General features: G+C 49.9%; 23 protein-coding genes and 1 pseudogene. All 24 read right to left on the minus strand.

Translation table 11 applies throughout. From position 1 onward, the window contains the following. Positions 1-25 precede the first annotated feature (25 nt). A complete protein-coding gene (locus tag ACWGKN_RS12110; RefSeq protein ID WP_452095294.1) occupies positions 26-1,051 on the minus strand; it encodes a 3-oxoacyl-ACP synthase III family protein in 1,026 nt (341 codons plus the stop codon). A 28-nt stretch (positions 1,052-1,079) separates the two neighbouring features. Continuing rightward, the gene (locus ACWGKN_RS12115) at positions 1,080-1,718 is read right to left on the minus strand and encodes an acetyltransferase (protein ID WP_452095295.1); all 639 of its coding nucleotides are present in this window, start codon (positions 1,716-1,718) and stop codon (positions 1,080-1,082) included. A gap of 7 nt (positions 1,719-1,725) precedes the next feature. After that, positions 1,726-2,484, minus strand: coding sequence for an SDR family NAD(P)-dependent oxidoreductase (locus tag ACWGKN_RS12120; RefSeq protein WP_452095296.1), 759 nt, complete (start codon positions 2,482-2,484; stop codon positions 1,726-1,728). Then, entirely contained in the window at positions 2,485-3,558 is a 1,074-nt protein-coding gene (locus ACWGKN_RS12125) for a 3-oxoacyl-ACP synthase III family protein (RefSeq protein WP_452095332.1), read from the minus strand. A 37-nt stretch (positions 3,559-3,595) separates the two neighbouring features. Beyond that, complete coding sequence (locus tag ACWGKN_RS12130; RefSeq protein ID WP_452095297.1) at positions 3,596-3,829, minus strand: acyl carrier protein; 234 nt, start codon at positions 3,827-3,829, stop codon at positions 3,596-3,598. Between the two features lie 379 nt (positions 3,830-4,208). Continuing rightward, complete coding sequence (locus tag ACWGKN_RS12135; RefSeq protein WP_452095298.1) at positions 4,209-5,564, minus strand: ISNCY family transposase; 1,356 nt, start codon at positions 5,562-5,564, stop codon at positions 4,209-4,211. A 221-nt stretch (positions 5,565-5,785) separates the two neighbouring features. Further along, a complete protein-coding gene (locus ACWGKN_RS12140; RefSeq protein WP_452095333.1) occupies positions 5,786-7,633 on the minus strand; it encodes a sugar transferase in 1,848 nt (615 codons plus the stop codon). 15 nt (positions 7,634-7,648) lie between these two features. Then, positions 7,649-8,773, minus strand: a pseudogene (gene wecB / locus ACWGKN_RS12145) (non-hydrolyzing UDP-N-acetylglucosamine 2-epimerase); the annotation flags it as partial. Between the two features lie 226 nt (positions 8,774-8,999). Beyond that, positions 9,000-9,803: an NAD-dependent epimerase/dehydratase family protein gene (locus tag ACWGKN_RS12150; protein WP_452095299.1), complete on the minus strand. Its 804-nt coding sequence runs from the start codon at positions 9,801-9,803 to the stop codon at positions 9,000-9,002. A gap of 619 nt (positions 9,804-10,422) precedes the next feature. Then, on the minus strand, positions 10,423-11,052 hold the full coding sequence (locus ACWGKN_RS12155; RefSeq protein WP_452095300.1) for a DUF4276 family protein: 630 nt from the start codon (positions 11,050-11,052) through the stop codon (positions 10,423-10,425). Then, positions 11,049-12,212: an AAA family ATPase gene (locus ACWGKN_RS12160; RefSeq protein ID WP_452095301.1), complete on the minus strand. Its 1,164-nt coding sequence runs from the start codon at positions 12,210-12,212 to the stop codon at positions 11,049-11,051. The genes ACWGKN_RS12155 and ACWGKN_RS12160 overlap by 4 nt, the downstream gene beginning before the upstream one ends. Before the next feature lie 79 nt (positions 12,213-12,291). Beyond that, on the minus strand, positions 12,292-12,813 hold the full coding sequence (locus ACWGKN_RS12165) for a hypothetical protein (protein ID WP_452095302.1): 522 nt from the start codon (positions 12,811-12,813) through the stop codon (positions 12,292-12,294). Next, positions 12,810-13,862, minus strand: coding sequence for an AAA family ATPase (locus tag ACWGKN_RS12170; protein ID WP_452095303.1), 1,053 nt, complete (start codon positions 13,860-13,862; stop codon positions 12,810-12,812). Before ACWGKN_RS12170 ends, ACWGKN_RS12165 begins: the two co-directional genes overlap by 4 nt. Before the next feature lie 271 nt (positions 13,863-14,133). After that, a protein-coding gene (locus tag ACWGKN_RS12175; protein ID WP_424254284.1) for an IS630 family transposase occupies positions 14,134-15,266 on the minus strand; the annotation gives its coding sequence in 2 pieces (ribosomal slippage) (positions 14,134-14,837 and positions 14,837-15,266; 1,134 coding nt in all). Positions 15,267-15,378: 112 nt separating this feature from the next. Next, entirely contained in the window at positions 15,379-16,410 is a 1,032-nt protein-coding gene (locus tag ACWGKN_RS12180) for a polysaccharide biosynthesis protein (RefSeq protein WP_452095304.1), read from the minus strand. A 41-nt stretch (positions 16,411-16,451) separates the two neighbouring features. Next, the gene (locus ACWGKN_RS12185; protein WP_452095305.1) at positions 16,452-17,678 is read right to left on the minus strand and encodes a glycosyltransferase; all 1,227 of its coding nucleotides are present in this window, start codon (positions 17,676-17,678) and stop codon (positions 16,452-16,454) included. Positions 17,679-17,826: 148 nt separating this feature from the next. Then, positions 17,827-18,915, minus strand: a complete 1,089-nt coding sequence (locus ACWGKN_RS12190) for a CgeB family protein (protein WP_452095306.1) — start codon at positions 18,913-18,915, stop codon at positions 17,827-17,829. Continuing rightward, entirely contained in the window at positions 18,912-19,991 is a 1,080-nt protein-coding gene (locus ACWGKN_RS12195) for a glycosyltransferase family 2 protein (RefSeq protein ID WP_452095307.1), read from the minus strand. The genes ACWGKN_RS12190 and ACWGKN_RS12195 overlap by 4 nt, the downstream gene beginning before the upstream one ends. Further along, positions 19,975-20,277 carry a glycosyltransferase family 2 protein gene (locus tag ACWGKN_RS12200; RefSeq protein ID WP_452095308.1) on the minus strand — a complete coding sequence of 101 codons (303 nt, stop codon included), beginning with the start codon at positions 20,275-20,277 and terminating at the stop codon, positions 19,975-19,977. Before ACWGKN_RS12200 ends, ACWGKN_RS12195 begins: the two co-directional genes overlap by 17 nt. Continuing rightward, positions 20,274-21,164 (minus strand): alpha-1,2-fucosyltransferase, encoded by an 891-nt coding sequence (locus tag ACWGKN_RS12205; protein WP_452095309.1) that lies wholly within the window; start codon positions 21,162-21,164, stop codon positions 20,274-20,276. The genes ACWGKN_RS12200 and ACWGKN_RS12205 overlap by 4 nt, the downstream gene beginning before the upstream one ends. A gap of 17 nt (positions 21,165-21,181) precedes the next feature. Then, complete coding sequence (locus ACWGKN_RS12210; protein ID WP_452095310.1) at positions 21,182-22,675, minus strand: hypothetical protein; 1,494 nt, start codon at positions 22,673-22,675, stop codon at positions 21,182-21,184. Next, complete coding sequence (locus ACWGKN_RS12215) at positions 22,672-23,469, minus strand: DUF268 domain-containing protein (RefSeq protein ID WP_452095311.1); 798 nt, start codon at positions 23,467-23,469, stop codon at positions 22,672-22,674. The genes ACWGKN_RS12210 and ACWGKN_RS12215 overlap by 4 nt, the downstream gene beginning before the upstream one ends. A gap of 156 nt (positions 23,470-23,625) precedes the next feature. After that, positions 23,626-25,011, minus strand: coding sequence for a glycosyltransferase (locus tag ACWGKN_RS12220; RefSeq protein WP_452095312.1), 1,386 nt, complete (start codon positions 25,009-25,011; stop codon positions 23,626-23,628). Positions 25,012-25,015: 4 nt separating this feature from the next. Continuing rightward, entirely contained in the window at positions 25,016-26,341 is a 1,326-nt protein-coding gene (locus tag ACWGKN_RS12225; RefSeq protein WP_452095313.1) for an oligosaccharide flippase family protein, read from the minus strand. Between the last annotated feature and the right edge of the window lie 394 nt (positions 26,342-26,735).

The following is a 26,735-nucleotide window of genomic DNA, read 5'->3' on the forward strand; positions in this document are numbered from 1 at the left end:
GAACCGAGTTAAGCCGTTTATTCGATTAAACCCAGCGGATCAATGTAGCAGCCCAAGAGTAACCAACCCCAAAACCTACGATCATCACCAAATCACCAGAGTTAATCTTCCCTTCCAACTGAGCATCCTTGAGCGCCAAAGGAATAGTTGACGAAACGGTATTTCCGTAATTTTTAAAAGACATGTAAAATTTTTCTTTTTGAATTTTCATTTTTTTACGCAGATGATCTAACATGAATTTATTGGCTTGATGAAAAACAAATAGATCAATTTCAGCTATATCTCTACCGGTTACTTCCAAAAGTTGTTTTATTGTTTTGGGTACTGCGTCAAGGGTAAAAGTAAATATTTCTGAGCCGTTCATATACAGATTGTCTTGGGAGCGTATGTTCCCATGTTCATCCTCGGCCACATGCGCAGATTGGGCAGTACGAGGGGCTCGCATACCACCTGTTGGAACAATCAAGTTTTTTCCGCCACTTCCATCGGTACCGTAAATAAAGGGACCAATGAATGTATTTAATTCCTCCGTGGTTCCTTTATGCTGTAACAAGGTAGCCGTCGCGGCATCCCCGAACAATGTGCGTACACTTTTGTCGCCGGGATGTATATGTTTACTATAAGTCTCCGATGTAATAAGCAATACATTGTGGGCCTGCTCTGTTTCAATCAGTCCCTTGGCGAGGCCAAGACCATAGACATAACCTGAACACCCCAAATTAAAATCAAGTGCTCCGCAAGTTTTTGGTAAACCAAGGCGATCCTGCATTATGCAGGACGTGGATGGAAGGAAATAGTCAGGACTTTGAGTACAGAATAAAAGGTAATCGATCGATTCTCGATTACAGACCCCACTGCTAAAGATTTTTTCTGCCGCACGGACACCCAGGTCAGAAGCACATTCATTTTTCTCCGTAATTCGTCTGACGCTGATCCCTGTTTTTTCTTCGATTTTTTCAACAGACCATTCAGGAAATTCGGCAGCAAACATCTCATTAGTCAACAAGCCGGCAGGTAGCTCATACTCGATTGCCTTGATGAACGCCGTCATTTTACTCCCACACGATTTTTAAACTCTTTTAAAATCCAGAAATTTGTTTTGCCGGGACCCCTATAACCGTCGTTCCGGCTTTAACCTTTTTCAACACCACGCTCCCTGCGCCAATGATTGCATAATCTCCGACTTTTGCTTGAGGCAGGATTACCGCATGACTTCCCAGGAAGACTCCCTCACCAAGTGATGCAAACCCGGTTATATCGACATGTCCACTCAGGGTACTTCCTCTACCGACAACTGCATCATGCCCAATGGTTGCATGAGCGTTTATGGTGACAAAGTCTCCGACCTTGACATCCGTCGTTATGATACTGCCAGGACAGAATATGCATCCTTTGCCTATGGAACACCTCATCCCAATAACTGCTGTGGGATGGACAAGAGTAATGAACTCTGCCCTCTTTTCGGAAAGGCTATTGCAAACCTGGAGTTTCGTTGCAGGATGGCCTATCGCACAAATAAAGCAATCCCCTTGGCTGGGGAGATAAGACATAGGGTCTGCCAAAATTGGGAGGTTACAGTCATAGCCTTCTAGTGCTTTCTGATTGGCATCAAGAAATCCACCCACTTCCCAGTCCCGATTTTCCGAAGGAACATCCATTGCCCAACTCAGAACTTCACGTCCAAAACCGCCAGCACCAATAATGAGTAATCGTTTCATTTTTCCCTCAGTGTGAAGTGTATCCGCCGTCCACAATCATCGTGGTGCCGGTAATCCATCGACCAGTGTCGGCGAGTAGGAAAGCGATGGCATAGGCTACATCGCGCGGTCTCCCGATTCCGAGTGGATGCATTTTTTTAATATTTTCGAACTGTTCAGTGGTCAATGTTTGAGTCAACTTCTCCGCCATTTCAGTATCAACATGTGCTGGAGCAACACAATTTATCCTGATGTTTTCCTTGGCCAATTCCAGAGCTGAAGACTTAGCAAGTGCAACAAGTGCCCCCTTACTCGCTGAATATGCGGATACTCCAGGTTGTCCAACCAAGCCCATCACAGACGAAATCAGAACTATACTGCCAGGTTTGGCACAGACTCCTTTTTGACGAAAGCCCTTAAGCAAACCGAATGATGCGTTAACATTGATCCTCATTACCCCATCAATATCTGAACTCGTCAATATGCGTAAAGGCTTTGTTAGTTGAACCCCGGCACTGTGTACCAGTCCACTCAATGGCCCAGTGTTGCCGGCGATTTCTTTCATCCAGGGTGGAATGGCATCAGTATCAGAAAGATCAAATGCCTGAACCTGATGTGCAGTTCCCTCCAGCAAGACACGGGTTTTCTCCAATTGCTCTGAATTTCTCCCAACAAGAATCAAGCGCGCCCCAAGTTGACTGAGTAAAATTGAGACTTCTCGTCCGATACCCGAGGAGGCCCCGGTTACAAGAATTACACGATTTTCCAATTCCATCGGGTTTATCATCTAGACATCCTCCCGAGAGTGCTTTACCGCATTTTCTGATACCTTTACAAGATCAGGCATGACCATTGGGCCACAGGACAAGGTTACAGCCCCCCAAGAGTAACCTACGCCAAACCCTGCCAAGAGAAGCCTCAGCGAAGCATCCCTGAGTTTCCCGGAAAGGGCGACAGAGAGGGCAAGCGGGATGGATGCAGAGCTTGTATTTCCGAAGTTCTCAAGGGTCAAAATGAGTTTTTCTTTCGGCAGTTTCAATCGTTTTGCAAGATAATCCAACATGAATTTATTTGCCTGGTGCATAACAACAGCGTCGATTGCATCATAGTCTGTCACCAGAGACTTGATCATCGGCGGTACTTCCTTCAGGGTAAAAGTAAATATTTCTGCGCCATTCATATAGAGATTTTCGTCACTCCTGATGTTCCCTCCCTCCCGTTCGGTTGGTAGACAAGTTTTTTCAGAGTGTGGTGTACGAAAACCTCCTGCAGGAACAATAAGATTTTGTTGGCCGCTTCCATCTGTTCCCAAGACAAAAGACATTGGCAGGCCATCATCATCTCGCTCTAAGATGGTTGCCGTCCCGGCATCGCCAAAAAGAAGAGCAACAGATCTATCCCTGGGAGAAGAAATGCGGCTAATAGTGTCACCTGCAAGGAGCAGAACACGTTTTGCGCTGCCACATGAGATCAGATTCGAGGCAAGCCAGAGACCGTAGATATAGCCTGAGCAACCTAGATTCACATCAAAAGATGCACAGTGTTTTTCAAGACCCAATCGACCATGCAGAGAACAGCTTGTGGCAGGAAGTAAATAGTCTGGGGTCTGAGAAACAAAGATTAATGTGTCAATTGAGCTTTTTCCCACGCTGGTTGATTCCAAAAGACGCTCAGCTGCGGCAAAACAGAGGTCCGACGTGCACAGATCTCCCATTACCACGTGTCTTTTGCGTACCCCCGTGCTTTCGCTGATTTTTGTCATATCGGAATCAGGAAAATTTTTTGCATCTTCCTCAATTGCTCGGATACACTCCGGAACAGCACTGGCTATACCTCTAAGGCGAACCCCGTTAATCTTCATGACGGTCACGATGTCCCTCACTAATTGCTATGACGATTTATTCTGTAATTTTATCACCGAGCAAATCAATCAAATCTCCAACGGTTTTTGAATCTGCTATCTTGGAAGGAGCCAGGTTCGTATCGAATTTTTCATCTACCATGGCAATAAAAGCCATAACTGCCAAAGAGTCCCACCCTTCCAGGTCGGATAGAACTTCATTCCCAATAATAGAACCTGAATCTGCCTCCAAAACTTCTTCAAGCTCCGCTAAAAATTCTTTCCTTGTCATTTTATCCTCCAAATTTTAAATATTACCTTTCTCATTCAACTCTTTCATCACAGTTTCTCCTTCAAACTCTGAACGGAATAAAAACAATTATTCAAAGTAGCCAAATATATTTTGCCAACTAATCAGATAATCCAGAGGAGATTGCTGACTATAAAGACAATGCATTCTGTGGGACTTTAGATCCTAGCCAGTGTCTGTCCATAAATCGTGAATTTCGAGTAAGCGTCGCCACACCCTGACTTACTATATGCGCATCAATTCACCATCGACTATGCCGATAGTTTTTCCCTGTTGTCGGGCGCATATTTGTCGGCCCCAATGGCCTGCTCAAGACGCACTTCTCCCAAACAAGTCGAGATCGGGCAGTGCGCCTGCGTCTTCAGGCCAATTGTTTGCGGGCCAATGTCAATAAATTTGCCGAAACGATCGAGGCCCGGACATAGCTCTTGAAAGACCTGAAACCTTTCCAGGTGCATCCGTCCAAGCCGAGGCTGCGCTTCAACCAGGATATTCCCGACTCAATCCCCGCTCGAAATTTCCGCAAACCTTTATACACTTGCCTGCTGCGACACATATCCTCTTCTTCAAGACCACGCCCTTTGGAGAAACAAACATCCTTAACACCGTTGGATTTTGCTTTTTCCAGGTTTGTATGAGAGGCGAACCCACCATCAAACGCCGCCTTCAAGGGGTAGCGACCATAAATGGCCTCTTGCCTGTCCAGCATCATCTCTGTTAATTCCGAATCGGCCGGGTTGCCTTCAAGAACCACACAATCAAGAATCAGATTCGAAGAGCCGCCCGTAACACAGATCTTGTGACCATAATAGGTGTCACGGCGGTCTTTTCGTATAATATCGGTATGTTCTTCGAATATCGAGACAATCTTTTCCTGGGCGGGGACCGACTCGCCCGCAAGTACCCTACGCCGGGTTTGACACACAACCTGGCGAACAAGGGGCATATGATGTTGCAGTTGTTGCGTAATATCTGATATCAACGCCTGTTCTTTCAAGCTTGCGGCGACATAACAATTCAATGCCCTCAAGCCCTTCTCGCCATAACCAATTGTCTTTTCGGTGACTTCGATGAGATCCTTGTATGGCTTTTCCCTATCCTCAGCCTTTTTGGCATTCATAATTTCGAGGTTTCTGTGTTTGGCCCGGCGCAGATGGTCGGTAAAGGAGAAAACGATACCGGGCAATTCTGCCTTTGCAGTAGCCAGAACCCTGGCCAAGACTCGATTGGCATCAACAAGCAGTTCCGAATCATACGGATCATGAATATTTGATTCGACAACCGTACAGTCTACTCGTATCTTGCGCCCCTTCTCGATGTCCTGATTGTCGGCATAGTCTACCACGGTCTTATTGATCTGCTCCCATGTCTCTTCCGAGAGGGCCTTGATCCCTTTTTGTAAAGCGGACTTCTTGAAGGCTCTACCAATGCCAATCTTGCAAAAATGGCTATAGACTCGGGAATCTGACAGATGGAACGCCAGTTCCCGGTATGTGTAACCACCAATCTGTTTTATAATCGCAGCGCGAATAACCTGCTCGGCCGTCATCCCATTTGCCCCAACATTGTTGTCGGATACACCAAGGTCTTGTCGTGCCAGAGAGTATATGCTATCGTTGCTGTCGAGTATTGTACCGATCTGTGCAAACTCTTTCGCCTTGGGGTGGTCAGTGGTTACCTCGGCCAGAGGAAGCTGCTGATTGCGTGTTTTTCGCATCTTTTCGTGACTCCATGAAGTAGTTAATTGCGTAATTTTGATAGGTTACACAATTCTACTTACCATAAATCACCAAAAAAGGCACCCCAAAAAGGCGATTATTCTCAATTAATTCTCGATGTTATCTCCACATGGACAGACACTAGCCAACTTTTCCCGCTCCAGCGGCATCACTTCGCGGCCGAATCCGCTTGCGCCATAGACCGCATACAGGGGCTGCATCATCGTCCCTCCACCGAAGAGCCGGTGAAGCGCGGCATGGTCGCCTCGCCCTCGGCGCTGATGCCATCGCGGCGGAATACCTTCCAGAACGTCAGAAAGATGATCTTCATATCAAGCCACAACGATTGATTGTCGACATACCACACGTCGAGTTTGAATTTCTCCTCCCAGCTCAAGGCGTTGCGGCCATTGATCTGAGCCCAGCCGGTAATCCCGGGCCGCACCTCGTGGCGGCGTGCCTGTTCCGGACTGTAAAGCGGCAGGTATTCCATCAGCAGGGGCCGCGGCCCGACCAGGCTCATTTCACCCCTGAGGACGTTGATCAACTCCGGCAGTTCGTCCAGGCTGGTGCTGCGCAGGAAGCGCCCGAACCCGGTCAGCCGCTGGGCATCCGGCAACAGATTGCCCGATGCATCCCGCGCATCGGTCATGGTGCGGAACTTGTACAGGGTGAACGGCCTGCCGTGCAGACCGGGACGGATTTGACTGAAAAAAACAGGCGTGCCAAATTTGAATCGTGCAAGTATGAACAACAAGCCAAGGAAAGGTGAAAGCAATAAGACGGCAGGGATTGTGAGGCAATAATCAAAAATTCTTTTAAAAAGCTGCCTGCGATCCTTTTTTATCCTCTCAATATCAAATGAATTAAAAATTTGATCAAATCCTTCCAAACCCTTGGCAAAGGACAATCTCTGTTCATAGAAAGCCTTGCCGTTATGACCAATCCTTACACGCTCTTCTTTGGGCATTACGGATAATCTTTCGATACAATCAGCCATCGCCGCAGGATCTTCGGGGGGGCAGCAAAGTCCTGCGTCGGCTTCTCCGATAAGATCTGCGGCATTGCCTTCCACTGCCATCACGATAGGACGCCCAGCAGCAAGATAGGCCTGAGTTTTGGACGGTATCGTGATTCTGAAAATATCCTGTTTTATCAGATGAACAAGCAAGGCATCGGCTATCGCATAGTACTTGCCCATCTCATTCATCGGTTGGCGTGGAACAAAAATCACGTTTTTCAACCCAAGATCGGCACAGCGCTGCAGCAATCGATCCTTTTCAATCCCATCGCCAATAAAAACAAACCTGATGTTCTTTGCTCGTTGAGCACAAAGAGATGCGGCATCAATAACAGTATCGAGGCCCTGCATCACGCCCATCGTTCCTGCAAAAACAACATTGAACGTACTGTCGATTCCCAATTGCGTTGCTATCTCACTTCCGACGTTATCTGCCGGAATATCTGCTTCAGGAGACCAATTATAGATCACATCGATTTTATGGGATGGTATTCCTCGATCTTGAAGATTCTGCTTGAACCCCGGCGAGAGCACGACTATCCGGTCGGCGGAGTTATACGCCCAAAATGCCAATCGATTTAAAATTTTATGCAGAAATGAGCCGCTCATCATGCCTGAAGATGCGACGGATTCCGGCCATAGATCCTGGACATCATACACAATCCTAGTCCCATACAACCAACGCAGGAGACAGGCAACGGGAGCAAGGGTAATGAGATTGTAGACATAGACCACGTCTGGTTTCTGCACCAGCCATGGCCCAAAAAGAAGGGATGTTATCGTGAAGCTGAGGTAATTGATTATTCGCCTGAACCCTGATGAATCATGGCTCGGATACAGCGCCACCCGATTCACCCTGATTCCATTCATGTTATCAAATTGCCAGGGCTTGATTCGATAGCCGCTATAGACCTTGCCGCCGGGATAGTTGGGAAAACCAGTCAGCACCTCTATATCGTGTCCTTTTTGCCTAAGCCCCTCCGCAAATGCCAAACCCTTGAACATCGGCTCCGGATTAAACCATTGTGTCAGCAATAAAATCTTCATGGCCAATCTTATTGTTTTCTTCCAGACCGTCCTATTCACATAATCGGTATAACTCATTATAATCCTTGCGACCTTCTCGGATACGTTGGGCATGTTGTAATCGCCAACCTGCCGCAGCAACCGTTTCTCACCCCGCGGCTGCTCCTTCAAAATTTCCAGGCCCTGCAGGACTCGGTCCAATTCCAGCCCGGTCATCATCACCGCCGCCTCCTCCATCCCTTCCGGCCGCTCATGGGCCTCGCGGAGATTGAGGGCCGGGAAATTGAGGATGGACGATTCCTCGTTGATCGTGCCGCTGTCGGAGAGGACGGCGGCGGCATTCTGCTGCAGGCAGACATAGTCGCAGAAGCCGAGGGGTTTCATCAGCTCGACCCCGGCGTGAAAGGTGGCCCCGCTCTTCTCAACCCGGTTGCGCGTCCGCGGGTGGGTGGAGACGATCACCCGTTTGCCGTATCGTTCGGCCAGATTATTCAGAATGACCACCAGCTTGTTGAAATTCCGATCCGATTCGATATTCTCCTCACGGTGGGCGCTGACCACGAAATAGTCGAACGCCGCAAGCCCCAGCCTGCCCAGGACGTCCGAGGCGTTGATCTTCGCCGCGTAGTAGTGCAGCACCTCGCACATCGGGCTGCCGGTCTTGATCACCCGGTCGGGCGGCAGGCCTTCCCGCAGCAGATATTCCCTGGCGATATCGCTGTAGGTCAGGTTGATATCGGCGGTGTGATCGACAATCTTGCGGTTGGTCTCCTCCGGCACCCGCTGGTCGAAACAGCGGTTCCCCGCCTCCATGTGGAAGATCGGGATCTGGCGCCGCTTGGCCGGGATGACGGCCAGGCAGCTGTTGGTATCGCCCAGCACCAGCAGGGCCTCGGGCCGTTCCCGCTCCAGGATCGGGTCCAGCCGGATGATGGTGTTGCCGATCGTCTCGGCGGCATTGGCCCCCGCCGCCTCCAAGAAATGATCGGGCCGACCGATTTCCAGGTCCTGGAAGAAGACCTCGTTGAGCTCGAAATCATAGTTCTGGCCGGTATGGACCAGCACATGGTCGAAATAGCGGTCGAGCGCCGCCAGGACCCTGGACAGGCGAATGATCTCGGGCCGGGTCCCGACCACGGTCATGACCTTCATCTTTTTCAACTCTTCACCTTCTCCCAATACGTATCGGGCTGTTGCGGAGAAAAAATCCGGTTGGCCCAGAACAGGCAAGATCATCTCTTCCCCGGCCGACATTCTCGATCGAGTGGCGTATTCTAGCCGGGCGGGATAGTCGGAACGACCTTGATAGCTCGCTGCCGCTCACCGGGAATTCAAGAATCTCCCGCGAGTGGATATGGCGGAAGCGGATCACCGCCTCGCCCTGGCATCACGCAGGAACTTTTCTCCAGCTTGCTGTCGTGGTAGTGTTGATCGCCCCTGGTGATCTCCCGGCACGGGTTTTCGGACACGAAGACTTTCTGAGCCGAATTATGCTCCGACTTGAGCAGTTCGAACAGCCAGCCGCGGGTAGTCGCTGTTTTTTCAGCTTGACCGGGTAGGCGAATGAATCTTCGGGCAGAAAGGACAGATAGGTGGCATGGAGGCACTGCATCAGCTCATCGGCCAGATCCGGGACCACCAGCGACGGGCGGATCTGGTGCAGCCGGCGGATCCGGTCGGCCAGGTCGCCCAGGGTGACGCGAAAGGTGCGCGCCACGGTATAGCGCTGCCGCTCAGGTTCATCCCCGGCATCGAGATGGCGCAGAAACTCGGCCACGACGTCATCGATGTACACCAGTTCCAGTTCCCGGTCGGGATCGGAGATGGTGATCTCGAGATCGCGGGCGATGTTGTGGCAGAAGGTGGCGACCACCGTGTTGTAATTGGGCCGCGACCACTTGCCGAAGACGTTGGGCAGGCGGTAGATCGCCACCGCCGCGCCGGTGCGCCGGGCATAGGCGAGCAGCGCCTCTTCGGCCATCTTCTTGCTCCGGCCATAGGGGTTGTCCAGTTCCGCCTGGATCGAGGACGGGATAACGATTTTCGGACTCCGGCCCAGGTCCTCGAGGCAGCCGACTATCCGCCGGGTCAGTTCGCTGTTGCCGAGGGCAAATTCTTCCTCGGTCTGCGGGCGGTTGACCCCGGCCAGATGATAGACCACATCCGCCTGGTGCAGGGCCGCAGCCAGCACCGGCCAGCCATCGCCACTGGTGACGGTGGTCAGGACGACATCCTCACGCCGCCGGAGGGCGGTCTACCAGGTTCCTGCCGATAAACCCGGCCCGCGCCGGTCACGAGCACATTCTTCATGTGCATTCCCAGGCCTTTATTCTTTTTTTTAAGCGCCTGATCCTTTTCCAAAATGACAATTTCACACAGAACATCCCACTCTTCATTTCGAGCAACTGTCCCTGTCATTTCGAGGCCCCAAAGCTTCGACGAAATCTCGGTACGCCTCCCCGATTCAGGGCGATCAGTAAGTCACGCGTCTCCCGCCCTCTCTGTCATTTGCCGTTTTTCCCCCTTTGTCATTTCGAGCGATAGCGAGAAATCTCATAGTGCCGAGGATGCCTTTCTTGGGGCGGATAATGACTAGAGCATGAGATCTCTCCCTGCGGTTCGAGATGACAGCGAGGGGTTCAGTTTTCGGCGACAGGAGTGCTCGTCATTCCCACCAGCACAAAGGCCATGCTCCCGCCCCCCGCTGTCATTTCGTTTTTCCCCGCTGTCATTTCGAAGCGCAGCGAGAAATCTCGTCGTTCCGCCGCGATCTGGTCTCGCAGCAAAGCCGGCGGAAGCCCCCACCTGCATCAACACCCCATTCTCTCCCGCACCATATCGACAAACCGTTTCGCCCAGGCTGAGGCAGCAGTCACCTTCTCCGGCGCAATCAGCCGCAACAGCTTGAACGAGTGCTCTCCCTTGCCGTATTGGGCCTTGGTCGTGCAGTTTCTGGTGGCATCGGCCAGTGCTCGGTAGACCCGGTCCTTGGCAATCGTTTCGAGCGGATTTCCCTCCGCCGGCAAGGCATTCAAGTTCAAGCCCGGACCAAAAAATGCCCGAAGCGTCTCCCGGTCGGCCAGGAACCAGGCCTCCATGCACTGGACCATCAGATGACAGTCCTGCTCGGCGGCCCCCGCCGGTTTTTGCCATTGATCGCCCTGCCGATCGCGCAGATGTCGCCATGGCAGCCATTCTTCATCCCCTCCCTGTTGCCACTCCGCAGCCACGGCTGATTCACTGTCCACGAGCAACAGGGCCTCTTCCCCGGCAGCGACGGCCGTGCAGAACGAATCGTAGGCATTCTGCCTGCTGCCACAAGCCACGATCCTCGGCATGCATCCCCGCAGACCGGCCTTGCGTAAAAACTCGGAAAACCCGGCACGGCAAGCTGTTTTGAGCGCGACGGCATCACCGCCTCCTTCAACGTACAGTTTCACCAGCGTGTACCTCCTATCTCGCCGCGCGTCCACAATTGCCCCAGGCGGTACTTTTCCAGCCATGGTTTGAGCTTGTCAGCGTCCAATCTGGTCAGGGTTGTCCCGGCCTCGTGTTTCTCCGCCACCAGGACCGCTTCCGGCCGGTCGGTCATGGCGTCGACCAGGACATCCGAATGGGTGGTGACGATCAACTGGCAGCGGTCCGACGCCTCTTTCATCAGATCAGCCAGGGTTGGCAGGACATCCGGGTGCAGGCCAAGTTCCGGCTCCTCGATGCAGACCACAGGGGGCGGCGCGGGATGGCACAGAATGGCGAGCAGACACAGGTAACGCAGGGTGCCGTCGGAAAGACGGGTAGCGGGCACGGTAAAGCGCCCCTCCTGGAAAAAGACCTGGACGGTGCCGCCTTCAATATGGACGTCGTAGTCGTCAATCCCCTCGTACAACCCCTGCAACGCCTCCAGGAGACGCTTTTTCACCGCCGGTTCCCGCCGGAGACGGTTCAGCACCAGGCCCAGATTGCTGCCGTCAGGCTCCAGCACATCATTGGGCAGGTCGGCCTTCTGCGGCAGACGGGGGATGGTATAGCGGCCAAAACTCCATTCCCGGTACAGTTTAATTTTGCCCAGGGTATTGGCGAGATAGGTGATTTCCGGATACTGGTCCGGATCTCGGCGCTGGGACAGAATCGACTGGGAAGAGTCTATGTCCTCGTGTTGCAGGCGGCGCTGTTCCCCTTTGACATTCAAGACACTATGGCCGTTCTGAAATCGATAGTAAAAATATGGTTGATCGTACCCTGGATCGGGAAACTCCTTCTCTATTTTTTCATCGAAAATCTCGAACCGCTGCGACACTTCCCCAAAGCACAACAGGTAACGGAGATGTTCTGCCCCTTTCGGGTTGTCGAGCACAACATCGATACAAGCGGCAGGTATTCCGGCAGCTCCCTTCCACAGCCAGTCACGGACTCCGCCGCCATCACGAATCGGCGTGAGCAGGTCCCTCGGCGCCGATTTCAACAGGTCGACAGCCTCGATCAGGTTTGACTTGCCCGAGCCGTTCGGCCCGATGACGACATTCAACCGCTGCAAAGGTATCGCCTCGCTTTTCCCGCCAAAACTCAAGAAATTGCTCAGTGTGATGCTGTGTATAAACATGGGAAATCTCCTTGTTGTGCAACCGTGGGGCAGGCCATGGCCCCTGTCCAGAAAAAAATCGATGCCGTTGGACAACCCTTCAGGGGGCGAGATCGACCTGCCACCCCAGGCCAGCCGGCAGGAGCCCCCGGTCGACAACCCGCGGGTGCGGGTCTACACCTTTGAGGAGTGTCCGCAGTTTAAGCTGCACGTTGGCAGGATCGAACGGTCTGGGGAAAAGTCTGGAGGCGGGGGCGGGCTGCTCTAGATGCAACACAACCCGGAAACGCCTTCTCCTGCAACATTTCCGGGCAAATTGTTTTTCCTCGTCCACAGAGGCGTTTACGCTGGCGGCAAGCAATCCGGCCAAGGTATCCCGCACCTTCTGGGCCATTTCATCAAAAATCGATATTTCCTTCTGCCGACGGCTATGACGGTAATCCTTGACCTCGATAAGCCACAAGGTGCCATCCGATTCCGGCGGCAAGGCGAGGATATCGACCGCCTTGGAGTCGCAAAGATTCTGAAAATGCTTCCGGTAGCAGGTCCATGCATCATATTTGCTCGCCACCCACCCGTCCGGAAACAGGAAAACCAGGCCGCCTTCTTCGATGCTGGTCATGTCTGCTGCAGAAAACGGTCGGATTGTCCCAATTCCTCATCCAGGGAAGCGATGATGGCGAGGTCGTCCAGCCTGTCCCCCTGTTCGACGCTGGTCGTGTCGTTTTGGAGGGAAAGGCTGAAGAATCGGGTCTTGAGTTTTCTTCTATCCGGATCCTGAAGCAGAATATCGAGTTCACGCAGCAGAAAAAGGCTGTGCGTAGCAATGAATACCTGGATGCCGTTAGAGCAGAGCTCCAGAATCGAGGCGGCAACCTTTCTGATTAACCTGGGGTTGAGGTTGGCATCCGGTTCATCCCAGAACAGGTAGCCGGAATCGAGCAGTGAGCCCGTGGCCACCAGCCGGCTGAGCATGGCGAGTTTCCGCAACCCCTCGGCGACAAGAGGCATTTCCATGGTTCCCCTGCCCGTCATGGCAAGGTAAAAATGACCGTTCTGGTCGAGCACTACCCTGCCGCCCATGGCCTGTTCGAGCGGCCCGAGCACTGCCCGCACCCGGCTTTCCCGAGGACCCTTGATGGCGAGCGCCCCCAGCAGGGAACACGTGTCGCGATAAGTTTCCTCGAATTCCAGATAGTAGTTATCGTACACCGAGAGAAAATTGGGGTACAGGGTCAACAGTTCCCGGGTGGGGAGAAACACCGGCATTTTTGCGAGCGTCTCCCGAGGAGGCTGTTCGATGACCACCTCGGTTTTGCTCTGCGAAGAAAACGAAAACGCGATATCGAACCGGTTATCGGCAAATTCCGCCCCAACTTCGCATTTTTCCCGTCCCTGTCGGCGTCGCACCAGCCGACCGAGAGCATCGGGTCGAAACACCCGTACCAGTTTTCCGGCGATCTCCGTCTGCAACGTAGTTTTGGAAGACGAAACACCCGTTTTCCCGGCCTCGCCGCTCACGGCCAGCAGACTGTAGGCCAGTTTAAGCAGGTGCGATTTGCCTGTGCCGTTCTCTCCCACCACCACATTCAAACGCGGGGCAAAATCAAGACGTTCGTCCTGAAAGACGGTGAAATTTTTTATTTTCAGGGCCGACAGGGACTTATTCATGTCTGGGTCTGGTCTCCTGGCTGCTCCGGCAGGCGAACCCACCTGGAGATAAAGGGGGTGATCGATACGAGAGTTTTGTTTTGATACACACCATGTGGAAATGATTACCTTATCGATACCCGCGAATCAAGCAACTTCATATTGCCTCGCACGGTTGGAGGGATGTGGTTGATCAAGACATCCGAATGCGTGGAGACGGGGCTTTCGATCTCCGAAGAAAGCTCGGCCTCCTGCAGGCCGATGCTCGGGATGGGCTAGTATATAGTACAGTTTAAAGTTTCGGATATAACCGTTTCAGTTTGATGCGAGCGTCAACAGTTTTGAAATGCCAGTCCACCTTTGTTTGCCGGTTGTTTCGGTCATTATTCCAGGCCGTCACCTTTGCTCGCATTTTTTCAATACAATCGATTCGAACTGCAAGACACTGTCGCTTTAACACACTGAGTTCAATCTCAGCGATATTGAGCCAGCTTCCATGCTTCGGTGTGTAATGTATTTCCAATCGATTCGCTAAATCCCTGGCCTCTTCAGGAGGAAAAGCGCAGTACAATGAGGATATTGCATGAGTATTGAGATTGTCCATGATGAGGACCACCTTTTCAGCGTCCCGATACCGCTCTTCAAGCATTTCCCTGATGAAGTATGCCCAGTCAACTTGGGTCCGACGCTCGGTAATTTTTACATTTCGCTTCCCTCCGAGCGGTTCAACCTCCATAAATATGTTGGCAACTCCATTGCGAACATATTCGTCGTCCATAAGAACAGGATGACCTGGCGCTGCAGGAATCGGTTGCTGCACTTCCCCGATCAGTTGCATGCTCGATTCGTCCATACACACCACCGGAAATCTGGGATCATACGAGCGCGCATAAACTTCAAGAACATCTTCCATCGCTGCTATAAAGCTTGCGTTTTGGTCCGGCGGGATTTTCCAATACTTGCTTTGGTGAGGTTTAAGTTCATTTTTTTTAAAGTGTTACATACGGTCATCGGAGAAACACTCGGTACAATATTTAGCTCGACCATCTTTTCAGCCAAAAGCCGAACTGTCCACCGACTTCTACCTTCAGGTGCCTGTGAACAGGCCAAGGCCAAAAGTTTTGCTTCAAAATCACCGCCAAATTGGATCTCGCGTGGAGGAGTCTGCCGTTCTTTACGCTCAATGGCAGCAGAAAGACCTTGTTCGACGAACCGTTTTTTTAAATGTTCGAGGCTCCGAGAGGTAATCCCCAGAGCTTCTGCAACCCTTTCGACTAACCACTTGGGACCGTATTCTCCTGCGTCAAGTAACAGTAATGCCCGAGAATATAATACTGTGCGAGCAGCTCTTTTGCCCTTAGTTGATATGGCCTCTAACTCATGCCGCTCTTCTTTGGTCAAGGTTACCCTGTATCGTGGTGCCATGTCGTCCTCCTTGTATGGGATATATGAACGACAATAACACATATTGCATTACATGCGAATGTTTATGATGTACATTGTACTAGACCTGCTCCGGGTTCAGCGAACCCACCCCTCAGTTCCTGAGGCTGTCATTCCACTCGGCCAGTTCGTCGCGCACCAGCTGGAGGGATAACAGCTTGTCCTTGATCTGCGGGATGGTGAGCCGTTCGGTATTGTGCGAGTGATAATCCTGGGCCGCCGACACCTCCTCCTGGCCATCGACGAAGTACTTGTTGTAATTGAGGTTGCGGTTGTCGGCCGGAATGCGGTAGTAGCCGCCGAGATCCTCGGCGCGGGCCATCTCCTCGCGGGTCAGCAGGGCCTCGTAGAGCTTTTCGCCGTGGCGGGTGCCGATGATCTTGATCTCGTTGTCGGCCCCGAACAATTCGCGCACCGCCAGGGCCAGATCGCCGATGGTCGAGGCCGGCGACTTCTGGACGAAGGTGTCGCCCTGCCGGCCATGGCTATAGGCGTAGAGGACCAGATCGACCGCATCGTCGATCGACATCAGGAACCGGGTCATGTTCGGGTCGGTGACCGTCAGCGGCTTCCCTTCCTTGATCAGCTTGATGAACAGCGGGATGACCGAACCGCGCGAGGCCATGACGTTGCCGTAGCGGGTGCAGCACAACGTGGTCCTGGCCGGATCGATGAAGCGAGACTTGGCAACCATCAGCTTCTCCATCATCGCCTTCGAGATCCCCATGGCGTTGATGGGATAGACCGCCTTGTCGGTGCTGAGGCAGATCACCTTCTCGACCCCGCAGGCCACCGCCGCGTTGAGGACGTTTTCCGTCCCCAGCACATTGGTCTTCACCGCCTCCAGCGGGTAGAACTCGCAGGACGGGACCTGCTTCAACGCCGCAGCCTGGAAGACATAATCGACTCCATCCATGGCCGCCATGATGCTGGCCGGATCGCGCACATCGCCGATGTAAAATTTCAGCTTGGCATTAGCGAGGCTGATGCGCATATCCTCCTGCTTCTTCTCGTCACGGCTGAAGACCCGGATTTCTTTGATATTTGTTTTCAGAAAGCGGTTGAGGACGGCGTTGCCGAAGGTGCCAGTGCCGCCGGTGATGAGAAGGGTTTTGCCGCTGAACATTTATTTATCTCCGTTAAGAAAATTTTGGCCAAGCCTGAAATTCAGCAACCGTGATTGTCTTGAGAATTCAGCATGGACTCATACAAGGTGATATATTCGGCAAACCGTTCGTTTTTATCAAAAAAATCACGCGCCCGTTTTTGACAATGCACAGTATACGATTCCTTGCCGTTTTTTCGTACCATGGCTATTGCATCAATCAATCCCTGCAAATCTCCCCGATTCACCACCACGCCACAACTATCATCGAGACACTCCGGACTGCCTCCAGAATTGAAGGTGATAACAGGTGTTCCACAAGCCAGAGCTTCCAGGTTTGTGGTGGGGAAATTATCTTCAAGAGTTGGGTTGATAAAAAGATCGGCTCCACTGTAAATTTCCGCCAGTTCTGCAGTACTGTTGGTCTTGGCAATGCCGATTATCCCTGGCGGCAACTGTTTGAGTTGCTTTTGATTGACCCCAACCAGCACGATACTTTCATCTTGGCCTAGTTGCTTAGCGAGATCGATAATATACTGATATCCTTTGCGCTCACCCCAGATGGAGGCAACCCCCAAAATTAGGAATTGATCCTCTAATCTGTGGCGTCTACGAAAATCACCTGGTGTCGATTTGAACAATTCAAGATCAATACCATTATGAATGGGCGTTACCGGGTATTCCTGTAGAAATGACTCTTTCACAAGTTTCTCCAACCATTGAGATGGAGTCACTATCGTCAACTCTGGAACTCCGGCAAACAACTTTTTTTTCTGCTGATAGTTTCGGCGCGAGCGATCAAAGACAAGACTTTTAGGATATTCAGATTTCAAGGGACAATCATGACAACCATTCTTCCATCTGTCGCAGCCGACAAAGTCAAAGTGGGCGCAATGTCCGGTAAAAGCCCAGCAATCGTGTAGTGTCCAAGCCACGGGTTTTCTTGCATGCTTGAGGTAGTCAAATAACAGACCGATATGGAGATAATACCCATGCAGGTTATGCAAATGAATAATATCTGGATCTAAAAGGTTAATCTCGGCGATGAGTTTTTTAGTAGCCGAAACAGATCGTAATCCGTGTTTATCAAATAATCTTGTATGAGCAACATGAATATAGTTAGCCCATTTGCTCCCAATACGAATTGTCCGTGTACAGTTTGTTGCAAAATCACGGCCATAAGCAATAGTGCTTTTATAACCTTTCGACACAAGAATGGAATGTAAATCGGTCGCGATACGCCCAGTGCTGCCAATACCACAGACTGAATTGATTTGCAGGATATTCATGGAATAAATTTTCTACAAAATCCAACGTACAATTTCTTCGAACAACTTTATCAGTGAGATTGACTTGATTGGAAAGTTGTAATAATGGTCGTATTTCTTCTCCACCTACAAGTCCATTGCTGTACGTTAATTTCGAAATATTATGTTATTAATTATTATACAATCTCGTTGTAATCATTTCTGAAACTATCTGGAGTAGTTGCTCCATACGTGATTTAACATCATGACCAGACTCATATACTTTCTCATATCCAGCTAATGCGACTTGGTTTCTTAAACTCTCATTACCCAAATACTTTTCGAGTTTTTCTAATAATTCTTCAGTAGTCCGGAAATAAACCGCCTCTTTTTCTTCCTCGAATAATCCAGCTAGATCGGAAGAAAATTCTGACATCAATAATGTACCCGCAGCCGGAATTTCAAAACAACGACGAGTATAAGTATCGCGATTTAGCTTTGAAAAAAAACATAACCCAACTTTTGCACCACAAAGGGCTTTATTGTAATCTACATCCCATACTGTACTGAGTGGATAAAAAGATTTTAGAATATCTGATCGAAGTATATGTTTATGCCATCCGTAGCTGTGACCAAATAACTTTAACTTCCAACCTCGACGAACGATTTCTTCAAGGCAATCTATTCGACCGTCATTTTCAAAATGCCCAACAAATACCACATCACACTCATATTTCTCACGATCTACCCTCTCCAAGTTAATGGGGTGGTTTGCCTCAGGGATAAACCAAGACCTCAACAGTTCAACACGTTTTGCTCCAAATTTCTTGAATTCCTCAATATTGTGCAACCTGTATGCCAACATCAGGTCATACTCGGGTATACTTGCTAAGAAATGCCGCCATTTCCAGCCTGGGTAGTTTGGAGAGAAAGGATCGTCATTGTTGTAACCAACAAGAATGGCATTAGGTAAGCTTCGACTGAGCTCACGCAAGGTGCTTGGAAAGATATGACTCCCGCGATAGATGAGAACCATATCCGGTTGCTCACTTGCTGCGATATTGACCAAATCTCGGTTCAGACGATTAACAACTGGGCCAACCATGTACTTGTTCTGGGCCTTTAATAAAGGCACAGCCAAGCGACCAAGTTTCTTTTGGTGTTTGAAAAACTGGTGCCATGAAAAACGTATCGGCTCATGGCCAAGTTGCTGAAAAGCTTGATAGACCGATTCTTCGTGAATTTCGGAATGCCAATCTCCAGCAATAAGAATTTTCATCGTGCCGCGCCCTTATAGACCTTTCCGAGAGTGGGTGTGCGGCCAAACCATCGTTTGATCCAGACAATTAATGCATCCATACGCGGTACTCCCACCAACAGAATCGCCAGCCAATAGCCCCAAAACATGGGGTAACGAGCAAAGCCCATACGCGCCAGTCCCCAGCAATAGCTGAGAAAAACCGACAGGCTCTGCTTAGCCTGAATGGAAAGTATCGGATATGAATAGTTGGCGATGTCTCTCAGTATCGGTTGGAAGATCTGCAGACCGCGCTCTTGCTCAACATAACGGGCAATATTTAGCATGCCTTTAATGAAGTGTAGCGACGAGGCAGGTGTCTGGGCCTTCGGTTCGAATTTACCCTGTTCCGCCGCGCTGTTGCCAAAATCCGGAGTGCCGCCATTGCGGTATAAAACGATAACATCAGGTAAATAAACAGCATTTTTTTCAGCTAGTATCTCCGCCACCAGATAGAGCTGGTATAGCAGCGTGCCGTCAAAACGGTTAGTCGCATGGCTCAACGCAGACTCCCGGTGTATGACCATACCAGGGATAACTACCGAACGGCGATAGATTGTGCCAATGGTTGCGGCCCCTGCGGGGAAAAATAGCTCGCGGTCAAAATATCGAAAGGTCTGGACCACATTGTCGGGCGTAACATCAAATGCCGCGTAACTTCTCAGGAGCACACCAATGTCTGGATGTCGATTGAGAGCGGCGACGACCTTTACTAATGCCCCTAAACACATGAGATCGTCGTTACCCATGAACAGTACATAATCACCCTGCGCTAATTCAAAAAGATGACGTAAATTGCCATCATATCCTAAATTGACTGGATTCTCGACATAGGTCAGTTTGCCAGGGTACTTAGCTGAATATTCATAAGCGACATTTCTAATTGACACACGTTCTGGTGAGTTATCCTCAGCAATAACCACCTCAAAATTTGAATATTCTTGAGCAAAGATGGAATCCAGTAAAGCTGGCAAAAGTGCAGCTCGGTTATATGAAGGTATGCAGATAGAAATTAGGTATTTTTTCAAATCAGATTGCTCCTTAAATGTCGTCAGCATCTATGCGGGCATTATACTTGCCGCGTGCTTGGCGAATTCCACAATTCAACGAATTCACCAGGCCGGTATTGGGTTTGTTTATAACAACGATCCGTGGGTCAGTCTGCTGGAATCGTTTGATGATCGAAAAAGATTGATCATTACTTCCATCATCGACGATTATGAATTTAAAATCCGTTAATGTTTGCTCCAGTACACTGGTGATCGCTTCATTAAGCAAACGCTCACCGTTGTAAACAGACATCAATACCGCCACGGCAGGGTTTTCAAGTAACTGTTCGTTCACAATTTCACCCAATTTTTTGGCAGTAATCCCCTAAACCCCCAGGACATCGTCCCTTCCCGCATTACAAAACTGGGCGCAATTACAGATTTATCAGGCTGTTTTGCCAGCCACGCACCCCACCAGCTGAAGGTGCTGTTGGCGATGATAAAGTGGTTGCATTGAGTCATCAGCCACAGGTCGGCGTAAGCCAAGGCATCACCCTTGTTGTGGCCGACCGTCGTCATGCGGGGCTCAGTCAGTGGAATGCGAGCGCGGGCAGCATCGGGACGGTCGGAGAACAGATAATAATGGACGTTGGGCACACGGCGCTCCATTTCGGCAATGGCGCGGCTGTAGTAATCGGAGGGAGCATTGTTGATTCCTATCGCCTGGGGTTCATCGAAAAAGCGCACATGCACCGCTACTGCGGTGTGGCTGCGAATGCGCTCGGCCATGGCAATATTGGCGGGATCGGTTGGCGGTTTTATCTGCAATTCCTGACGTATGGTAGTTTCTACATCCTTGAAGTACCCTTCACTCTGCCAGTAGCCTTCCAGATATAGTATGCCTTGGGGCTTTATCAGCAACAGGCGTGAGTCGAAATCAATTCTCTCCTGCTTGATGTAAGCACGTTCCTCAAATGGTCGGCTTTGGTTAATGCGGCGTTTCAGATATCGTCGCACCCGCGAAAACGGTTCCAATCGCTCTGCGGATGTGGCCTTACGACAGGGAATATGGAAGTGGTCCAGTTGATAGTGCCGCTGGTAGTCTTGGTCGTACATAAAGCCGCTAATATCATCTAGGACTAACTCGGCGTTGTTTATAAGCGCAAGTCGACGTGCTGCTGCATAGCAGAAAAGTTGGTTGCCGATGCCACCGAAGATGCGTGTTATGATTTTGGGTTGCATGAAAAGCTTTCGATGTATCAGATGAATTTATAGCCCATGTAAAACAGGGCGCCACAAGCCAGTAGTCCGAACCAGACCATGGCGCAGAGCTTAACCTCCCTGCGACTGCATCGGGTGTAACCCCACCACATGCAGGTAAAGAGTATTAAGGTGAGCATCAGACGGTAACGCTCATGAATAATAATATTGCCGCCCGCCACGGCTATAAAGGTGCACCAAAAAGTGACGGGTAGTACTAGAGATGCAGGAGACCTGAGTCGATATCGCCACGCCTGCACTGTAGCCGCAAGTACATAGTGGAACCCAAGCAACATCATGATCGAGGTAGGCAGGGTCATCAGCCGCTGCCATGCGCTCCAACTTCCGTCAAGAAGCTCGGCAATAGAGACGGTAACATTCGGCAACGGCGTAGCCAGATACAATACCATGCGAGGCGGCAAATAAAGCAAGGCCTGCCACGCGTTGTTGGGTGCCAAGTACAGGCCGATGGAGCGATCGCTCCATTCTTGGCCTTCAGAAGGTTCAAACGACCGGACACTTTCTAATTTCTCGAGGTAATCAATGTCATAACCGCCTGTAACTTGCTGGATAAACGGGCCGACCAATATTGCCCCGAGGCCAAGGACAATTAACAACACCTTGAACACAGGTCCCATTTGGCGACGCGATCGAAGCATATATGCCATAATGGCGATATTGACAACTACCGGAATAGCCATGGAAGTTCGCACGGCTAAAATAGCCAAGAGTGTTATGCCACAAAGCAGCAGTGTTATGGTGAGGCGGGTCTTACCAACCCCCACCAGATAGCGGCCAACCGATAAGGTCGCGACAATGATCAACACCGCCATGAGTGTTTCGCGGCTGGTCATCACATCGTACCACAGCACTTCTGGAATCAGTAACAACCCGACTAGCAACCAATCTTTGGTCGTACGCTCCGGAGCAAAACTGTAAGCACATCGGATAAGGAAAAGCGTGCCAAGCAGGGTTACATAGGCATTTATCAGGGCTGGGATAACTGGGTTATATCCAAAGAGGTAGAAAATTCCCGCGTAATAATAAAGGATACCTTGATAGTTTTGGCTAACGGCAGGCTTCCAGCCGTTTTTGATCAACTCCATTGCATTTTGAAAATAACGTTGCGGATCGTAGCCCCATGCTGGTGACGTTGCTGGATCAAGATATGGTATCCATCCAGCATAGAGCAAAAACAAGGTCATACCCACCTTCACCAACCAGAAAGTGCCCAATATCTTGAGATTAGGGTCAGCCAAAATCTCCTTCGTGCGATGACAGAGCCACAATCCTGATCCTGTGAGAAATACAAAGATCAGTAAGGTGTTTACCATCGCCGTATTGACAGTTAGCCCAATCCACAACACCCCCAACACAAGTAGTAAATGCAGAAGAGCTGCCTGTGTCCACGGCAAAGAGATACCACGGTCTCTGCTTTGTGAAATTATCGATATACCGGGATGGAATGCTAAATCTGGCTTTTGGAATTTCATATTTTTATAAAAACAAAAATCCCGAGGGCATACTGCTGGCATGCCAGTTCAGAAAGATGAATATCATCAATTACAAATTCCTCTATACTACCTCCTTGCCGGATAACCATAAGAGCAGAAAGTTTGAGCGAGTTTTGCAATGCCAATTCAATAATAATCCGCGGATCAAAAATACGGTTGGCATTAAATTCGACACGATCAATTCCGATTGGAACTGATAAGTAAAACCTGCCATTTTCTTTCAATAGAGACGCCATATTCTTAAGGCCGTGCTCAAAGCCTTTCGTATCGATCGGATCTCCATAGCGCCCCAACCCAAAATGTTCGAGGGCATGGAGACACGACAACGAGTCACAGTATCCTCCTTTCCCCGCAAATTTTGACACAGACGTCCCTTGCATCAAATCTGCCTGTTGAAAGACGACGCCGGGAATGACAGCAGTGATAGGGCGCACATCGAAGACCTCGATCTCCCGAAAACTAGCGACGTGAGCCACAAAGCCATCCACGCGGGAACCCACATCCACATGTTTTTCGGGCCGGGCAGTGCAGATCCATCGCGCTACCAGTAGATCTTGCCAGAAGTACTCGCTCTTAGTTGAGCCGCCTTCTTTAAAGCGATCATGTAGGCAGGGCTTCCAAGTCAGCCGGCCGGTGTAGCCGCGTCGAAACATTCGCCAGTCGCTGAAAAATTGAGGCAGACCGCACAACGACCGTAGAAACCGCTGGGGATCAATGCCGAATTGGCTGGAAAGCAGCCAATGAAGGTTGATTAGAAATTTTTTATGGTTCATCCGGTTTAAGCGTACTTTTCAAATAAGAATGTGGACATATTCCTTTCTTAAAGTGATCACATAGCTATGGAAAAATAATTACCAATCACTGCAAATTACGGGAGGTCAAGGCCGAACCGACTAAAGAGCAATCAGTGGAGTTTGATCGGCACCTTTTTAATTCTCCCCATGTCCTCCTGCCTGAGCTATTTCGCGATACTTGCCGACGACATGTGCCATGTAATTTCTCAATGTCATTATGGGCGGAAATTTGATCGTTCCCGAACGAATATCAACTTTCATGGCGATGGCACGTCTGATGGCATCGGAAAGTGAATCGACAGACATATACTCTGCTAAAAATCCATTGACGCCATCGGTTATCAATTCCTCTATTGGTGGAACCCGTGTTGCAATAACCGGCACGCGATAGGCAAAAGCCTCAATCAGCGAGAGAGGGGTATTGTCAATCCATATGGACGGGATAATGGTTACATCGGTGCTGGTATACAGAGGTTCAACCGCTGACCAATCCAACCATGTCACATCATGAATACCAACTCGATGCGGATATTTTGTCCTGAGCGCCGAACAGTAAACAGTATCGTTGGCACCCGCTATGCTCAATTGAAGCGGCTCAACATTTTTCACGTTTTCGAGTGCATCGAATATCAGATGTACACCCTTCTCAGGCGAAACGCGGCCAATATAAGTGATCGTGAACGGTTGATCGGCTGTAACCGTTTTGTTGATATCAAGAGGGTTGTGATACCAGGGTAATACGGTAATCCTTTCCGGCTTTACTCCCAATCGCGAAAAAAACTGTTTCCCAAATTGCGAAGGTGTGAAGCAGTGGCTTAACTGAGACACAACCCGGGTCGCACGATCGAGGTTTGTGGTCGCCCGTTTTAGAGCCGACTGCCGAACTATTCCGCGTTTTCTTAATATTTCCTTAAAAGGAGTTCTGTCCAATAATTCAACCAATACTTCTCCGGCACTAAACTCAACCAAGGCCTCGTTCATCATGCCGACAAAACCGCGACCTTTTTTAACACATTGAGCACATTTATTCGGTGCAACCATCCCATTGCACAAGGTGCCATCACCCATGACCAATATTGTCCGCAGGCAGGCCAAACCCCAATCGTGATTGCTGTAAACCGTATGAATACCAAGACGTTGAGCAGATTCCAAAAGCCACCACAGGCCATGGCGATGTTGAAGATGGACGATATCCGGCTGCAACCTGCGAAGCAATTCCATTCCATAGTCCACCGCTGCCTGCCACTCAGCATTTGAGATGACATTACCGCCAGCCACTGCATCCCAATCAGGTGGAGCGGTGAATACATGATACACCAAACCTTCTCGAATCACTTTCAATGCAGAAACGATCGCCGTATCCTTTGGCATTGGTCCTGACCAATGCTCATTGGCTGGCCAAGTAAGTATTTCAACATCTATCCCGAAATCATCTTTAAGTGATTTTGCCTGAAGATAGACATTCTTATTCCCTCCCACGAGAAATGGATCAACATAGCGGCTGGCAAATACTATTTTCATAGAATTAGCTACTCTCCTTAAGAGCGGATTTAACTATTATTATCTGCCAACTCAAATGTATAACAGCCCCTATAAGCATAGAAGTTATAAGACCTTGAAAACCCCATTTAGATGTCGAGTATAAATTAATCAAGGCTATTAATAAATTTCCAATAATATCTCTCTTTAAAAATAACTTGGTTTTGTTTTTCGCAGATACCGTTACTCCAAAGAAATGAGAAACTACCAATAATCCAGCAGAAAGCACTACCAAAGGCATGTAGCATGAAATATCGCCATATTCAGAAGAAACAAATATACGGAATATTGTTTTATGTAAAAAATATATTAAAACAGACATCATTGCTGTAGCTAGCAAACCAATTACAGCGATCCGCGATACCACTTTATGTGTACTTATTAGACGATAATTGTTTTCTGGATCACCGACCCTGGCAAACAGTATTGGCACCATCAGCGACATTAACATTGCACCGGCCAAGATGATAGGGGTATAGGCAATCTGTGTCAGGGCATAGAACTTACCAACCTCCTCAGTCGTAGCAAAAAGCTCCAAAGCCCAGCGTTGTGATGCATAGTACCCCCAGTTGAAAAGGCCGCCAGCCATCATCGGCCAAGAAAACATCCACATCTGCCTTACCCAGTTTTCACTGCCTGGGTTTGAGTGTTTTCTGTCACGGTTTTGTAATAGCCGCCTCAGAAAAAACAATTGCGAAGCAGTGACAAGCAGAGCGGAAAGCACATAGCCAATCACCACTGCCGTGCTGGAAGTCCCCAACCAGAGCATCACGCCTACTGCCAGACCGATTTTCAGCCAGGCATCCATGCCGCTGTGCAGGGCGACGATGGAACGTTGGCGGGCGGCATTTTGAACGCCGCTCAACGAAGAGTTTAGGCCAGTCAATACCGAAAACACCAGCACCGCTGCCGTCAGACTGAGCCATTGAGTTTGATTTGTCCAAATCAAGCCGGCCATCAGCGCCAGTGCGATGACGCCAATCGCCAGGATGGCAAAGCCCATCAACTTACGGGAGGCCTGCAAATAGCCGGACAAATCGCCCTTCTCAGCGGCAATTGAATAGAACCGACCAATCCCGGCGGTCACTCCACCTGTCACCACCTGATTCACCAACCCCGCAATGGTCAAGCCCAGGGCCAGTTCGCCATACGCGGCGGGATCAAGATACTCGGTGAGTACCCGCACCAGCACCAGTGCCCCCAAAACCGAGACTATCTGTCCAAAAAGTATCCAACCACCTTCTTTAGTCAACCGCTGAAATCGGTGGAGATCCAGAGATAGCCAGCGAATTTTTAATCCTATCTTACTCATAGAGTAACAAAAGAATTAGGCTTCAAAGCTGGAGAACTCACCACATTCCATCCACATTTTTCTGCACTGCGTAATTAAGCTCCGTTTCAATTGATTAACTTCCTTCACCTTCTTCCAGACAACTTCCAAGGCCATTACGACATAATCGTTAATAAACACATCTTTGAGCATCTCAACTTTAAATCAGGATTAAGGCTTCCCAGCGTTTTCACTGAATCTATGTCAGTTTTCTTTACCATCAATTACGCAAAGCCTCCGCTTTGGCAGAGATCACCCGGGGATTGCCTGCCGACCCCGAATACGGTGTATACTCCGGAATGATCTGCTTCAAAATTCCCTTGATCCCGTCCCCATCACACGTCCCGGCATAACGTAACAGTTCGTCGAACATCCG

The organism is Desulfoprunum sp. (genome assembly GCF_053613775.1).

Excerpts from the sequence above, each read along its gene's own strand:
- ACWGKN_RS12140 (WP_452095333.1), bottom strand. The coding sequence starts at position 7,633 with ATGAAGATTTTATTGCTGACACAATGGTTTAATCCGGAGCCGATGTTC.
- ACWGKN_RS12130 (WP_452095297.1), bottom strand. The coding sequence starts at position 3,829 with ATGACAAGGAAAGAATTTTTAGCGGAGCTTGAAGAAGTTTTGGAGGCA.
- ACWGKN_RS12185 (WP_452095305.1), bottom strand. The coding sequence starts at position 17,678 with ATGAATATCCTGCAAATCAATTCAGTCTGTGGTATTGGCAGCACTGGG.
- ACWGKN_RS12135 (WP_452095298.1), bottom strand. The coding sequence starts at position 5,564 with ATGCGAAAAACACGCAATCAGCAGCTTCCTCTGGCCGAGGTAACCACT.
- ACWGKN_RS12110 (WP_452095294.1), bottom strand. The coding sequence starts at position 1,051 with ATGACGGCGTTCATCAAGGCAATCGAGTATGAGCTACCTGCCGGCTTG.
- ACWGKN_RS12215 (WP_452095311.1), bottom strand. The coding sequence starts at position 23,469 with ATGAACCATAAAAAATTTCTAATCAACCTTCATTGGCTGCTTTCCAGC.
- ACWGKN_RS12115 (WP_452095295.1), bottom strand. The coding sequence starts at position 1,718 with ATGAAACGATTACTCATTATTGGTGCTGGCGGTTTTGGACGTGAAGTT.
- ACWGKN_RS12225 (WP_452095313.1), bottom strand. The coding sequence starts at position 26,341 with ATGAGTAAGATAGGATTAAAAATTCGCTGGCTATCTCTGGATCTCCAC.
- ACWGKN_RS12220 (WP_452095312.1), bottom strand. The coding sequence starts at position 25,011 with ATGAAAATAGTATTTGCCAGCCGCTATGTTGATCCATTTCTCGTGGGA.
- ACWGKN_RS12210 (WP_452095310.1), bottom strand. The coding sequence starts at position 22,675 with ATGAAATTCCAAAAGCCAGATTTAGCATTCCATCCCGGTATATCGATA.
- ACWGKN_RS12170 (WP_452095303.1), bottom strand. The coding sequence starts at position 13,862 with ATGAATAAGTCCCTGTCGGCCCTGAAAATAAAAAATTTCACCGTCTTT.
- ACWGKN_RS12120 (WP_452095296.1), bottom strand. The coding sequence starts at position 2,484 with ATGATAAACCCGATGGAATTGGAAAATCGTGTAATTCTTGTAACCGGG.
- ACWGKN_RS12125 (WP_452095332.1), bottom strand. The coding sequence starts at position 3,558 with ATGAAGATTAACGGGGTTCGCCTTAGAGGTATAGCCAGTGCTGTTCCG.
- ACWGKN_RS12205 (WP_452095309.1), bottom strand. The coding sequence starts at position 21,164 with ATGCAACCCAAAATCATAACACGCATCTTCGGTGGCATCGGCAACCAA.
- ACWGKN_RS12160 (WP_452095301.1), bottom strand. The coding sequence starts at position 12,212 with ATGTTTATACACAGCATCACACTGAGCAATTTCTTGAGTTTTGGCGGG.
- ACWGKN_RS12190 (WP_452095306.1), bottom strand. The coding sequence starts at position 18,915 with ATGAAAATTCTTATTGCTGGAGATTGGCATTCCGAAATTCACGAAGAA.
- ACWGKN_RS12165 (WP_452095302.1), bottom strand. The coding sequence starts at position 12,813 with ATGACCAGCATCGAAGAAGGCGGCCTGGTTTTCCTGTTTCCGGACGGG.
- ACWGKN_RS12195 (WP_452095307.1), bottom strand. The coding sequence starts at position 19,991 with ATGCTGACGACATTTAAGGAGCAATCTGATTTGAAAAAATACCTAATT.
- ACWGKN_RS12180 (WP_452095304.1), bottom strand. The coding sequence starts at position 16,410 with ATGTTCAGCGGCAAAACCCTTCTCATCACCGGCGGCACTGGCACCTTC.